Consider the following 13,592-nt stretch of genomic DNA (forward strand, 5'->3'; position numbering starts at 1 on the left):
GGGGTCGGGGTCACTTGAGCAGCAGAAGTACCACCGTGCAGGTGCCGGCCACGGCGAGGAGGAGCAGGACCGCCGATCCGATCCCGTACGCCGTGTAGATCCGCCGGGCCCGGCCGGGGTAGGTGGCAGTGGCCTCGGCCCTTCCCCGGGTCCGGCGCAGCGCCAGATAGGTCCGGGTCTCGGGGGCGAGGTGGGCGGTGCCCAGGGCGTGGCCGAGCATGCGGTAGCCGTCGAGCGGGGGCAGCGGGACGAGGTTGCTGAGTCCCTGGACGCTGCCGAGCAGCAGCAGGCCGGCGAGGAGGGAGCGGGTCGGGTCGTCCGCGGGGAGCACGAACCACCAGATCCCGAACGGCAGGAGGAGGAGCAGGTTGATGTACGCGCCCGCTCCGGCGATCACCAGCTTGGCGCGCCGGCCGGGGATGAAGAGGTAGTTGTCGACGGTGCAGTACAGCATCGCGGCCGGGAACCGCCAGCGCAGTCCGATACCGGCCACTTCCCGGTCATGCAGGGGTATGCGGTCGGACGCCGACCGGCCACCTCCCCGTCATGACCAGGTCGTCGGCTCCCCGGCGGGCCGTGATTGGCTGGGGGCATGATCGATGAATTCCTTGCCGGGGACCTGACCGACGTCGAGACGGCGGTCCGCGCAGCGGCCGCCGCCGAGATCATGCCCCGCTACCGCCGGCTCGCCGCGCACGAGATAGTCGAGAAGAACGGCCCGCACGACCTCGTCACCACCGCCGACCGCCTCGCCGAGGAACACCTCACCGCCGCCCTGTCCCGGCTCCTGCCCGGCTCTGTGGTCGTGGGCGAGGAGGCGGTCCACGCCGACCCGAAGGTGTACGACGCCCTGGGCGGCGACGCACCGGTGTGGATCGTCGACCCGGTCGACGGCACCCGCCAGTTCGCCCACGGCGAACCGGGCTTCTGCACCCTGGTCGCCCTCGCCCACCACGGCGAACTCCTCGCCTCGTGGACGTACGCCGCCGCCCTGGACCAGATGGCGATCGCGGTCCGCGGACGCGGCGCCACGCTCGACGGCAAGCCGATACGGTCCGGCTCGCCCGCGCCCGGCGCCGTTCTCAGGGTGGCGATGTCGCACCCCGACTACACCACCGATGAGCAGAAGCGCGCCCTGCTCGGCCTGCGCACCGACGGCATCGACGCCCGCCCCTGTGGTTCGGCGGGCCTCGAGTACCTCGCCGTCGCTCGCGGCGACCAGGACGCGATCGCCTTCAACTGGGAGAAGGCTCGTGAAAGGCGCCCTTACCGAAAGGGTGTGACCAGGGAAGATGTCCCGGGCAGAGTGGATCAAGAAGTGGCGTAACCAGGCTCCGACCCTCCCGGAGCCGGCAGTGAACCGGGCTCTCCTGGTCCTGTCGGGCAAGGAGAAGGGTAAGTGAAGAGGATCGTCAAGAACCTCAGCGTCATGAGGACCGATGGATCCGACGAGGCCCTGGAGCTGATTAGGGAGACTGGGATGACCCAGTCCGAGGCAACCAGGTGGGCCTTGTCGTTGGCGGCCAACATCCTTCAGCACGCCTGGGTCTACGGGTACGAGGAGCATGGCAAGGTTCCTGAGATTCAGGTGCAGTTCAAGGTGAAGTAACACCGACAGCAGACCTGGACAGACCCCCGCTTCGGCGGGGGTCTTCTGCATGCCTGGGATCAGACTGGCCGGCCACCCTCCCACAGCGCCGCCACGTGGCCGGCGAACCGGTCGTACAGGCCGTCGTCCCCGAGGCGCCGCAGATGCAGCATGGGCGACTCATGACCGAGGAGGCTGGACAGGTGCGGCGTCACAAGCATCTCGTCGTCGAAGCTGAAGACGGAGAGGGCGATGTGCTCGTCACTGAACCGCGCCTCCAGGCCCTCTACGGCGCCCATGCGCTGGAGAGCATCCAGGGTGATGCGGATCCTCGTCCCGACCGTCAGGGGGACGCCTTCGATCTCCTCGCGGCGCCGCGTGACGTCGCTGTCCGGGTCGCCGATCAGGAACCGCACGGAGCAGCCGGCCGACGCCTTGGCCTTCAGGCGGTCGGACAAGCGGCTCTGTTCCTGCCAGAGGAAATAGTTGGTGTAGCCAGCGAAGGTGATCTCACTCTCCGCGGAGTCGATCAGCTTCCCCCACACCGAGGTTGGGCATGCATTCCGGTACGGGTATGCGGTGACGATCTCCCGCTCTGGCCCGACCTTGACAGCGCTCCGAATAGCGCGCGGCCACAGCATTTCTGTATCTACCCCCAGCGCCTTCGACACGTCCTGTCGCGTGCCGGGATGGGGCACGCGGGCGCTGTCAGAAAGCCATCGCTCCACAGTCTTGGTACTCACGCCGACTGTACGCGCGAGACGTCCCGCGGTGAAGTTGGAGGCGGTCATAGCATCTCGGAGTAAGACGTTCAAGGCATCCCCCAGGGACGTTTGGGCCTTCTAGGACGATAGTCCCTGCGGGGCCTGTTCGTCTGCCCCATGGACGTAGAAACGTCCTGTCAGCCGGAGCATGGTGGTCCCAAGCCGGACAGGTACCCCGATACGACAGCCTGTCAGGTCATCGGAATCCAGCGGAACCGGCGACGAGGAGCGATCGTTGAACTGCCCCAACTGCGGCGCTTCCGCGTACGAAGACAACATCGGCAGGTGGTTCTGTTCGCAGTCCTGCGGGTGGAACAGCGGCTACACAATGGGAGGACCACATGAACTGCACCAACTGCGGCGCAGGTGCCCAGCAAGGGCCTGACGGTCGGTGGTACTGCATGAATCAGTGTGGCTGGTCGTCCGGTGTGGCGCCTGCCCCAGCACAGTCGGGGGTAGCCTCCGGACATGACCCGGCATCCCGAAGCTCAGTCCAAGACTGCCGCCGAACCGCGCAACGAGATCACGCGCACGGACTGCCGACAATGCGGCACTGAAGTACACGGTATCGACGGGCGCTATGCGTGCGCGCTGTGCGGTTGGGTGAATCACTGGTCTGAGGGGAACGGAAGCCTGCCGGCCGAGTCGGACGACTCATACTGGGACCGGTAGTCATTCGGAACTGAGCAGAGGAGCCCCTGCCGTATATGCGGTCGGGGCTCCGTCTTGCCTGCGGGCTACGGTCACCGGTCAGTGACGTACGAGCCCATTCCCCGCTCGGTGCGAATGGCGCCTTCCTCGCGCAGCGCCCGTGACGCCTTCTGCGCCGTGACAGCCGCGATACCGAATTCCTCGGTCAGTTGAACAACGGAGGGAATGCGGGAGCCGGCTGGGTAGGTGCCGTCACCAATCCTGCCTCGGATGACGTCTGCCACCTGCCGCCACTTCGGCCTTGTTTCGTCTAGCTCGATCACACATGAACCGTATGTGGCCATGGTACGTCAGTGCGAGCGGTAGACGTCCGCAGTGTTATATAGCATGCTGGTCCCGTAAGGAAACCCCCGCGACCGTGTGACCGGCCCGGGGGCATGGACTCATCTGACTGGAGACGAGACATGCAGGATCTTACCGAACCCGTGTATCTGACGGACCCCATGGGGCCTCAGTACCTGGAACCTGTCCCGAGCGCTCGTTGCGAAATTTGCCGCGTGCTTGGACGGCAGCGTGAAGAGGCCAGGGCTGCTGGAGACGGCTCCCTGGTGTCTGACTGCAACGTAGAAATCCGGCTGCACCCCCACAAGGGTAGGAAGGGTGCAGGGAAGTGAACATCCCTCCCCTGGCAGTACCTCACCCCTATCCTGGGTGCAAGGGGTGTGCAAAGCTCCTGAGGGAGTGGGTAGCAATCACTGAGCCGGCAGCCGAAGACTACAGCCGGGAGAAGGCAAACCTCATTGCCGCGGTTATAGACGCTCATAGGAAGGACGATGAGCGGATCGCCCCGGCTCTCTGAACCTAGACCCCGGTAGCTGATGACCGACCACCAGTTGCCGGCAGGCATCCAGGGGTACAATCCAACCCCCCCCTGCCCCTGGGTGCCTAAATTAAAACAGATATGCCCCTCGCCTTTATGGGCGAGGGGCTTTCTCATGTCCTGGGTCAGATAATTCATTCATACTGGCAATTCAGAGTGCCGACGAACCATTCTTTCATTCATTCTTGGCACCAGGAGGGGGTAGCAGGGGAGCCATCCTTCGGGGGATGGCTCCTACCCTCTCAAGATCACTAAGGGGGTGTATTACCAACCCCTTACATATATAACGTCGGTGTCAATCTGAAGGTTTTGAGACGTCGAAGCCTGAAACTGAGACCCGGATCACATGGTTAGGGGGCATTCTTTCACTCATTCTCCCCTTGCAGGTAGCGGGAGAGGTGCCTAGACGTCAAAAAGGGGCCTGAAGGGGCCCCTGAGGGCCTTTTAGGGGGTCCTGGGGGAGTTGTGAGGGGGTGAGGACGCTAGGCCGTTAGATGGGCGCTGAAGACTTCATTACCCGTACGCGATCGAAGGAAGGTGCCCCCGGCGGGTCCTTTGTGTATGAACGTATGCATTACCCCGGGTATACATGTGCGTGTGAGAATGAATGAATAGAGGCTGGCAGGGTATACCCGAGCACATTCTTTCATTCATGGATATGGTGCTAGGAATGCAGGCATTCACTCATGAGATATCGAATAGGCAATGGGAATAGGAATGACCTTGAGTGCAGTCGATGAGGGCTCACAAGCCGGCACGCACCAGGTAGGCAGGAAGCAGAGCTGCCTGCTTCCGCGGGCATGGCAGGGGTGCGAGACAGGGTGATGCAGCATCCTTGTGCCGGCCTGTCAGCCGGCCCTGAACCCCTGAGCAAGCCTGGCAAGGCTGTCTGATGGTCGCTCCGCTCCCCTCCCTTGAGAGGGTATGGGCCATCAAGTGATCAAGGCCCATAACCTATCTGACTACTAGGTTTGTGCTTACACCGCAGGGTGTGGTATACGCGCGTGCACGTTCCTCTATATAGGCTGAGGGCATAGAGCCCTCCCTGTACAGCCGGCCCACACAGCTGCCTCCCCCACCCCACCCACTGAATGAATGAAAGAAGTCTGGAGACAAGGTTGATCCGAGATCTGGAGTGTGTCATAGTAGAGACATCGCCAAGGGGGAGCAGGAAGCCCCGAAGCGAAGGGAACCGGACGAATGGGCGAGAGCCCGGACCAAGGAAGCCCGTTACCTTGAAAACTCAACAGTGAAACCGCCTAAGCAATACACAGACTCCCATCAGGGAGGGTGTTACTTAGTGAGAACGACTCGGGGAAACGTCAAGAGGCCGCAACACTGGTCGCAAAGTCGAGTACGGCCATGACTCTCAATCGTGTTTTAGTGCGGTTGAGGGAAGAATGGTCCAGAACCCGGATGGTAGGCGTAAGCCTGCCGGAGGATGTGAATCACTAAGTAACACCCTCCCTGATGGGTTACGCAGGGAGTAGTCATGAGAGACACGCTCTTTCTTGAAGAGTTGGATGGGCCTACGTTCACAAGCCATGATGAGTACCAACAGTGGTGGACGTGGGAAAGTCCCTACGCTCTAGCGTATGAGACTGATGAATATCAGTCACTTAGTCGTGATCAATAGGGGTAGAGCCTGTCGGCTGCTCTAGTCCACAATGCCGGCACGTAAGTAAGGAGTATGAGGGTACTCATCCCAGTATGATCGGGGAGAGTGCCCACATACACCCGCTTACAGGAGAGCACATGACACAACGATTGACGCAAGTACAGTTTAGCGCGTTGGATGCAGCAAGCCCTTCCGGCGTTGTGACTGCCCACGCTCGTACTCTTCGGGTGATGGAAGAGTTGGGTATGGTAGTTGCAATTACGGGATGGCTAGAGGTGTCGGCGTCTCGCTACCATAAAAGAGCGCAGGCAACAGAACGTATTTGGGGTGTAACGGGTTACAAAATCACAGATAGAGGGAGACAGGCGCTTAACACTGAAAAGTATCGCCGGGCCCAGTAGGTAAGAGACAACGGGCGCACGGCGGTGACTCCGTGCGCCCGTTTGTTTCCGCCTAATGTTGATTCGAGACGAGAGAGGTAAGGCAATGATCATGTGGACCATTGCAGCGATCATGTCCGTTGTCCTCGGATTGGGCATCGGAAGTTCAAACGCCTTTTGGCCGGCTCCCATCGTGCATCAAACCCCGGAACTCACGGAAGAGCAGGAATGGGACGCCTACCACGCGGAAGCAACCGCGGAGTACGCAGATGAGTTCACTGCACTGTTCAACGGATACGAGACTAAGTGGGCTAAGAACGGCCGGCTCATGATGCGAACCGGAAACAGCGGTCCGTATAAGTTCGTCAAGCGCGCAATCTGAGAGGGGCGAGCAAGTGAAAACTTTTCTGGTGCTTCAGCACCTGACAACCGAACAACTGCATTCCGAGCGCTCTGAGCTGTACAGGCTCCACACGAGCGAAGAACTCACGGATGTGGTGAGGGATGCCGCGGCTGTGCTCACCAACTTCTACGGGGCAGAGCTTGACGCCCGCATCATGGGAGAGAGAGGTTCCAAGTGAAGATGTGGCCCGGACAGACGCAGACAGGACAGAAGTACGGAACCACCAATCCGGCACTAATTGAAGCTCGGATCAATCACGACCCCTGCGACGAATTCGCATGGGTGCAATCGTGGCGATTCGCTCTCTGTGAGGCACTGCTTTTCGATTGGGGGTATCTCGTCCCCGGTTTCCGTACTGTTCGGAGTGAGCCTGAGGATTCCTCCGAGCTGGAAATAATCCGGACGCTGTACGTGATCGAGGATGACTCGATCGCTAGGGAGTACTGGTACCGGGAGGATGAGCTGAAGTATGCACTAAAGATCCTGGACCGCTACAGGGAATGGCTCCGCATCGCAGGGAAGGACTACTAGTCATGCGTCACATCTTCGGAATCCTCACCGCGGTTGTCTTCACCGCGGGAATCTCCGTGGGCATCACTCACTCAGTGATGCAGGAACACATGCGGCATGAGATTAACCGGGTACAGGTGGATACCTTTAATGAGGGATTCACAGATGGTGCATGCCACAAGGGACAGGATGGCTTTGGCCACCTATGCAAGTAGTTTGCCCACATGGTTGATTCGAGACCGAACCGAGAGAGGTAAAACACCATGAGCGTCACTCTGGACAAGCGGACTTGTGTCTCATGGCACAACGGGAATCAGGACAAGCGCTATTCAGTAGCACTTGAGTTCTGTGGTTACGAGACACCGCGGTACGTGGCTCGATTCTGTGGTGACTGGATTTCCAGTCACAGAATGGAAACCGAAGCGTGGACCGCGGGTCAGGTACACAAGGATGCCCGAACGATGGACCAGTAAGGCGAGCGGGAGAGAGGTACTGGAATGAGCGTCACACTCACTAAGTGCGACAACGGGTGCAGGAACAAGGGGCCGGAGGATTTCGAGGGGGAGTTCCAAAGCTTCGGAGAGACTGTCTGTGACTTCTGTGCAGGCATGTGGGGGCATGACGGAGAGTGGAGCAAGTTCCCCGCATTCCGTCGCTACCGCAATCGCTGAATCGGTCGAATGAATGTGATGGGCCGGTCCCGCCGGCCCGTTGCATTCGTCTTATCGGCACAGCAGGAAGAGGTAAGAGGATGGCACGGGAACACTGGACCCTTTGGGTATGCACCAATTGCATCATGCACGCTGCAAACGGGGAGTGCGGAGACTGTCACGAGGAGGAGCATGAGGGTGGGGAGCCCCTTTCGCTCCTCTCTCCGCAAGCCTGTCCCGGAATGGGATACGAGGATCACTCGGAAGACTGTGAAGTCTTCATTCGGGGTGAGTGGCCGGACAACCATGAGTGTGACTGTGAGACGAACACATTCAGTACGTCCTCTTGCGATGGATGCGGGAGCGACTACCACGGAGAACGTCACGCAATGACGGAATGGAGTGAGTGATCATGCACATTCACGTTGGACAGAACATGCCCGGATACCTCCCCCCGTCAGGACCGATGTGCTTCGATTCTGCAACCGATGCACTGGAAGCGCTCAGGCATGAGTTGAAGGATCAGCAGGACTACTACTATGAAGGGTGCGAAGCTACCTCTCCGGAGCAGACAGAGAAGGGCTCGGAGTGCTGCGAGTGGTGTTCGGTTGCGCTGGACGTTGAATCGGCATTGTCCGCTATCGCGGACAGTGGTCCGGGTGAGCACTCCATTTGTGAGGGTAGGGCCTGCTGGATTTTCAGCCCTCCCCATGGTGCGGACATGCACCATTGGGCCGTGCCCGTAGTTGGAGACAGGGACGCGTGTGAGAGTAATCCTGACTCGGACAACTACATAGACGCATGAGCTAGGATAGGCGGTCCGGTGGACGGTTAACACAGACGTATGGCGCAAAGCTACTGTCGGACACTCAGTAAGGCCAGGAACACGAGGAAAGGTAAATTAGTGGACGTGTACTTTGACGTACCGGACGTAGGGGCAGACGACAGAACTGGTTTGTCCGTGTGGCCCGTACTGGTCAACGGCGTTGAAGTCGGGAGAGTAGTGGAAAGAGTGGAAGGCTACCAAGCTCGGACAGAATCCGGCGGAGAGGTTATCTACGGAAAGGAACGGAGTTTCCGGGAACAAGCCATCGAAGATATCAAGCGGCTGTACCTCACGGAAAAGAGCTAAGGCAATGCAAGAGGACATGGCACCCATGGAATACATGCAAGAAGTTAACCCGGGTGAGATTCTCATCTTCCGTTGGAAGGGTGGGAGCACGGTTGAGATTGGCCGGCCGCAGACAGAGCGGCTTGACGGGGATATCCCGGAAGAGGACCGCGGGTATGTCTGGGATAAGTCGTTCAAGGTCTACGACAAAGAAACCGGAAAGGTGACCATCTTCGCGGAGTACGCGGCATTCAAGGCTAAGTGCCTTGAGTGGGTGGAAGAGCAGAAAGAGGCAGACAGCGCATGACGCTCAACCCAAATGCACTCGCAGAGTGCGGCGACGACGAGCTAGATTCCCGTCCCGAAGTGCAAGAGGTTTCCGGGCGTGAAATCCTGAATTACGTACTAGCTCAGGGAGAATTGCCCCCGGAAAGTGCTAAGCCCTTTGCAGAATGGCTACAGCATGAATGGTATTCATTCAACGAGGAGGGAGAGCACACAAACGGGGAGGTAGTGGCGGGTGCACTAACTCAGTGGTGCGGAGGGCGTACCAGGTAGCACAACCGGACACAGTAGGCGGGACCCCGGACAACCGTACGGGGTCCCTTTTCTATGCCCAGAAAGGGGCGAGACAGTGAGTGCATGGATTCAGGGTGGGTATGACGGACTCTTCTACCTGGGAGAGAAGGGAACCTACTCGTACCGCGGATACGTAGTTCGGACCGTGGAAGACGATGTGAGTGCAAAGTGGTTTGCCTACTCGTACGAGTCTGGCGAACACAAGTGGGTTGCTGAGGGGAGCGGGGCAGAAGCCATGAAGGCACTAGAGGGAGACAGGGCAATGGATGAGGAAACCCGGTACACGGTAGCCACCTATTCCTACGCGTGCACGGCATACGTGCGAACCACACTCCGTAGGGCACTGGAACTACAGGGGACACAGAACGTGTGGGCTGGCAACGGGGCAGACGTAGCGCAAGAAATGCTTGGAAGCGAATGGGCGGACATCCTCCCGGATAGGACCACGTGGGAACTGACCAAGCTGGAACTCATGACCACTCACCGCGCTTTGGAATGGCGCAAGGGAAAGCGTAAGGCAGGTGAGACAGATCACGGTATCAGTGAGTCCACCACGGAAGAGTGGGCCCACATCGAGGATGAGATTTACCGGGTACTGCAAGGTATCTGGCACTCTGAGGGGAAGTATTGGGTGTGAGCGGGATGACATGGCCCCCGCGCATTCTCTGTTCCTGTGGGTCCGTAATTCATGACACCCCAGAGACTCGTCAACTCCACGAGGATTACTGGCACAGCGAGAGGTTCCCCGCGGAGTACACCAACGAGGAAGAGGTAAGCGAATGAGCGCAATGAAGCGGTACGCAGACGACGTCCAGGAACTCACGCTACGGGCAACTGGTATTGCCTGGAACCCTTACCCCAAGGAAAGGTCCGCGCTGTTCGAGGAACTGTACTCGGATTGTGTGAAGGCGGCGGATGTTTACGCTGATCCGGTAGCCGTGTCTTTGCTGCTCATGCATGAGGTAGCCGAAGCATACGCCGAAGCGTTCAATGCTCAGAAAGAGGTGTCAGCGTGAAAGCTCGATTCATGTGGCTCGTGACAAACGTGCATGGCGATTCCTGGGTACAGCCTCGGAAACCTCTGAATGCAAAGCACACAGCGGTAAGAGTGCTAGTGCTCCGTGAAAGCTGATCTCTCGTGTTCCTAAGCAATCCCTTGCCATTGGTAGGGGATTGCTTAGGTTCACGGGTACTCAGACAGAAGGGAATAGCACAATGGCAGTAGTTCAGATCACTATCGACAACGGCTGTGATGGTTGCTTCAAAAAGGATGAGACAGCCACAGAAGGTGAGACCCAAATCAGCCTGGCTGGCAGGACATGGTATCTCTGTGAGGTACACGAGGAAAGGTTGGCCGAACAACTGGCACAGCTTCTTGGGGAAGGAGAGAGCAAGTGAGCTTGGAAGCGTTCGAGTCGATGAGGTATGGCCCTATTGGTGACGCGGTTATTGCCGCGGAGCCTCATACCGAGGCTGACCCGGTAGGTATCTATGCTGCGATCCTCGCTCTGTGGTCTGCGTCCATTAACGGCAGCGTCACCATGGACAACGGCCGGCCCGTAGTGGTCTGGACAGTACTAACCGGCGAGTCTGCTCTAGGCCGTAAGGGGACCGCTAAGCGGGTAGCGTCCAAGATGCTGGAACAATCCATCGGAAAGTTCTTGGACTCCCGTACAGAGGGGGGCGTATCCTCGGGCCCGTCCCTTACTCAACTCCTGTATGAGTACCAGGAAGAAACAATGGGCACAGAGGGAGGTACCGATACTCGAATGGTGGTTGTGGATGAGGAATGGTCAGAGAACCTGAAACGACAGACTAGGTGTCCTACCTTTGCCTCAAAGCTTCGGCAGTGCTGGGATGGTGCAACCATTCGGCACACCACCACAAGAATCAGTATGACCGTGGAAACTCCGAGACTGGGATTTCATGCTCACATCACTCCAGGGGAATGGTCGGAGTACGTCAAGCCTCGGGATGCTAAGGGAGGGTCATTTAACCGCCTACTGCCGGTCATGGTAGAGGGGTCAAAGGTTCTGTCCTACAACCATACGGAACTGTACCCTGAAATTGCAGGGTTGAGTGAAGCCTACGACTGGGCTCGCCGCACTCCTCGGCGTATCTCTCTTAGTAAGGATGCCGGCCGTAGGTTCGATGAACTCCGAGTGCAGTTCCTTCATAAAATGGCGGACATGCCCCCCCATCTCCGCTGCTATGTGGAGAGGACACCCGAACAGATTGTGAGGGTGGCCGCGGTACTCACTGCCACGGAATGCAGGACAACGATTAGCCGTAGTGCTATCGACGCTGCATGGGCTTTCGTTCAGTACAGTATGCGGAGTGTGGAAAAGCTGGTACGAGATGATCCGAAGATGTCTGTAAAGGCAGTCAAGACACTTCCGGAGCTAGTACGAGAAATCCTCGTACGGCACGGGGGGGAGGCTACGTCGTCTCTCCTCCTCCGTTCTCTAGGGCCGCGAGCAACCGCGAATACCCTTAAGGGGGTAACCGAGGTAATGGCGGACGTGGAGTTCGTCCGCGGTGAGACCGTATCGGGACGTGGCCGGCCACCGGTTGTCTATCGTCTCGTGACAGCCTCGGAGACTCCTACCAAGGAAGAGGAGCGGGCACCCAAGCCCGCACCTGTAGTTGTACAGGAACCGGTGCCCAGTAGAGCCCCAGAACTTACCCTCTCCGGTAGTTGGTTGTGAGCTTGGCGGAAACACGAATAGCCCCCACCCTCGAAAGAGGGTGGGGGCATTTTTGCGTTGTGTCCTCTCACAGACACGTTCTTACCCGGTGGGCGGAGTAGCCCACAGGACAGGGGAGTAAGCCTAGCGGTCAGAAAGTGCCTTCTGAACCGTGAGGATCTTACAGAGACGCTGGGCAGTCTCTCCTACGGAGAGGACAACCGCGGACATGGCTACGGCCCATTGCCAAGGGAGGGCGTCAAGCGTAGCCACTACAGCCGGCGAGACCGCGGCGAGCACGCCGGCTAGGCGGTAGCCGTGACGGAGTATCCATTCTTTCATTCATTCACCTCCGCTTGAGGGGGAAGGGGGAGGCAGCTCCCTTACTCATTCTTTCATTCATGCGTTCCCTGCTGGAAAGGGGATGCCTGCCCACTCAATAGGTGGAGGAAAGGGGTGAATAGAGGGAGCCGGCCTGGCAGCTCTAGAGCCTGTCGTAAGCGGGGAACCCCTCTGAGGAGTCCACTCAAAAAATCTGAGTTGTATTTCAATTCAACTGACGAACGAAATCCACCCATATTTAAAACTCGGTAAGCGACTCGCGCAGGAACTATCCCTTGGTTACTCGAAGCTTGTCCCAACTGGCCTTGCCGGGCCAACCATCAGCATCCGTACCGCGGTACCCAAGCTTGAGCTGCCACTTCCGGTAGCTCTTCCGGTCTGCCTCGGTCCACTGCCGGCCAGGACCAGAGACGTAGGCAGAGCAGCCTTCAGCCACCAGTCGCTTGCCCAGTCTGGTGATGAGAGGTGAGTTCGGAGCCTTCTTGAAGTACGACTCACCGGGGTAGGGCTCGTAGGAGACGGGCTTCGGCCTGGGGGAGGAGGGCTTAGGGGTAGCCGGCTTGGGCTCGCTCTTAACGGGAGCAGCCGGGACGGTAGCAGAGGTCTTGTAGGAGAAGCCTGCCTCGTCCTTCTTGGAAGGGTCAGCAGTCACCAGGTCTTCGGAGAACTTGGGATAGCCGTAGCCGTATACATAGGAGTCTCTACGGGCATGCTTCTTCTCGTAAACCCCATCTCCTTCGGGAGATCCGTTCTCGTTGGTATTGCCCTCGTAGGTGTAGACGTAAGTAGCGTCGTACTTGTAGACAATGCCTGTATGGGTTCCGCCGTTCTTGCCGAAGAATACCTGAGCACCAACCGCAGGGTATTCGGAGAACTGCCCCTTGTTCTTGAACCAGCTAACACCCGTGAGACAAGAAGCGGTACGCGGGTAGAGATCAGAGATATCTGCCTGAAGAGCCAGCCAAGAGATCCAAGTTGCACACCAGGCTTGATTCTGGGACCACTCAAGACCAGGTACCGCGGGAGAGTACTTCTGCCAGTTGTTCCAGTGGCCATTTGAACGGCCCTCTTGATAGCCAACTTCCTTGTCAGCCAGGGTGAGTATCTGTGCTACCTGAGAGGTCATCAGAGCCCCCTGTTCCGAAGCTCATTAAGCTTCTCTGGGTCGATAGTGGAGAGGAGACGAACAAGGGTCTGGGTATAGCCCTTCAACTCATCAAGCTCCTCCCGCACTTGCTCAAGTTCGCCAATAAGACGGTTGGCCCTCTCCTTCCATGCCTCTGCTTCACCTCGCCAGACAGAGGAGGTGCTTGTCCTCCAGCCGGCGAACAGCAAGGCCAGGAGGCCAACGAGGGGAGGACCGTAAGTTGCCAATAAAGAGAGCATGCGCGACTCCGAGTGTGGGCACGAGAAAGGGGCCGTCCCCGAC

General features: G+C 58.8%; 13 protein-coding genes and 1 pseudogene. 9 read left to right on the top strand and 5 right to left on the bottom strand.

Going from position 1 to position 13,592, the window contains the following annotated elements; genetic code table 11:
- Window positions 1–10: 10 nt before the first annotated feature.
- Window positions 11–493: a hypothetical protein gene (locus tag OG306_RS33080; protein ID WP_266749916.1), complete on the bottom strand. Its 483-nt coding sequence runs from the start codon at window positions 491–493 to the stop codon at window positions 11–13.
- 99 nt (window positions 494–592) lie between these two features.
- On the opposite strand from OG306_RS33080, the pseudogene OG306_RS33085 reads away from it, so the two are divergent.
- Both OG306_RS33085 and OG306_RS33090 read left to right on the top strand, forming a co-directional pair.
- Window positions 593–1,252, top strand: a pseudogene (locus OG306_RS33085) (inositol monophosphatase family protein); the annotation flags it as partial.
- Window positions 1,253–1,399: 147 nt separating this feature from the next.
- On the top strand, window positions 1,400–1,609 hold the full coding sequence (locus tag OG306_RS33090) for a hypothetical protein (protein WP_371665963.1): 210 nt from the start codon (window positions 1,400–1,402) through the stop codon (window positions 1,607–1,609).
- 59 nt (window positions 1,610–1,668) lie between these two features.
- Here OG306_RS33090 and OG306_RS33095 read toward each other — a convergent pair whose 3' ends face one another.
- Together OG306_RS33095 and OG306_RS33100 are read right to left on the bottom strand one after the other, a co-directional pair.
- On the bottom strand, window positions 1,669–2,331 hold the full coding sequence (locus OG306_RS33095) for a hypothetical protein (RefSeq protein ID WP_371665964.1): 663 nt from the start codon (window positions 2,329–2,331) through the stop codon (window positions 1,669–1,671).
- A gap of 764 nt (window positions 2,332–3,095) precedes the next feature.
- Window positions 3,096–3,326 (bottom strand): GntR family transcriptional regulator, encoded by a 231-nt coding sequence (locus OG306_RS33100; protein ID WP_371665965.1) that lies wholly within the window; start codon window positions 3,324–3,326, stop codon window positions 3,096–3,098.
- A gap of 2,661 nt (window positions 3,327–5,987) precedes the next feature.
- Here OG306_RS33100 and OG306_RS33105 point away from each other — a divergent pair.
- From OG306_RS33105 to OG306_RS33135, 7 genes are all read left to right on the top strand, one after another.
- On the top strand, window positions 5,988–6,263 hold the full coding sequence (locus OG306_RS33105) for a hypothetical protein (protein WP_371665966.1): 276 nt from the start codon (window positions 5,988–5,990) through the stop codon (window positions 6,261–6,263).
- Between the two features lie 28 nt (window positions 6,264–6,291).
- Window positions 6,292–6,462 carry a hypothetical protein gene (locus OG306_RS33110; RefSeq protein WP_371665967.1) on the top strand — a complete coding sequence of 57 codons (171 nt, stop codon included), beginning with the start codon at window positions 6,292–6,294 and terminating at the stop codon, window positions 6,460–6,462.
- Window positions 6,459–6,815 carry a hypothetical protein gene (locus OG306_RS33115; protein ID WP_371665968.1) on the top strand — a complete coding sequence of 119 codons (357 nt, stop codon included), beginning with the start codon at window positions 6,459–6,461 and terminating at the stop codon, window positions 6,813–6,815. Before OG306_RS33110 ends, OG306_RS33115 begins: the two co-directional genes overlap by 4 nt.
- A 1,786-nt stretch (window positions 6,816–8,601) precedes the next feature.
- On the top strand, window positions 8,602–8,862 hold the full coding sequence (locus OG306_RS33120; RefSeq protein WP_371665969.1) for a hypothetical protein: 261 nt from the start codon (window positions 8,602–8,604) through the stop codon (window positions 8,860–8,862).
- 327 nt (window positions 8,863–9,189) lie between these two features.
- Entirely contained in the window at window positions 9,190–9,771 is a 582-nt protein-coding gene (locus OG306_RS33125) for a hypothetical protein (RefSeq protein ID WP_371665970.1), read from the top strand.
- A 142-nt stretch (window positions 9,772–9,913) separates the two neighbouring features.
- Window positions 9,914–10,150: a hypothetical protein gene (locus OG306_RS33130; RefSeq protein ID WP_371665971.1), complete on the top strand. Its 237-nt coding sequence runs from the start codon at window positions 9,914–9,916 to the stop codon at window positions 10,148–10,150.
- A 378-nt stretch (window positions 10,151–10,528) separates the two neighbouring features.
- The gene (locus OG306_RS33135) at window positions 10,529–11,842 is read left to right on the top strand and encodes a DUF3987 domain-containing protein (protein ID WP_371665972.1); all 1,314 of its coding nucleotides are present in this window, start codon (window positions 10,529–10,531) and stop codon (window positions 11,840–11,842) included.
- A gap of 589 nt (window positions 11,843–12,431) precedes the next feature.
- Here the strand turns inward: OG306_RS33135 and OG306_RS33140 are convergent.
- Together OG306_RS33140 and OG306_RS33145 are read right to left on the bottom strand one after the other, a co-directional pair.
- Window positions 12,432–13,289 carry a peptidoglycan-binding protein gene (locus tag OG306_RS33140; protein WP_371665973.1) on the bottom strand — a complete coding sequence of 286 codons (858 nt, stop codon included), beginning with the start codon at window positions 13,287–13,289 and terminating at the stop codon, window positions 12,432–12,434.
- Window positions 13,289–13,549, bottom strand: a complete 261-nt coding sequence (locus OG306_RS33145; RefSeq protein ID WP_371665974.1) for a hypothetical protein — start codon at window positions 13,547–13,549, stop codon at window positions 13,289–13,291. The genes OG306_RS33140 and OG306_RS33145 overlap by 1 nt, the downstream gene beginning before the upstream one ends.
- Window positions 13,550–13,592: the final 43 nt, after the last annotated feature.

Source organism: Streptomyces sp. NBC_01241, from assembly GCF_041435435.1.
Lineage (GTDB): Bacteria > Actinomycetota > Actinomycetes > Streptomycetales > Streptomycetaceae > Streptomyces.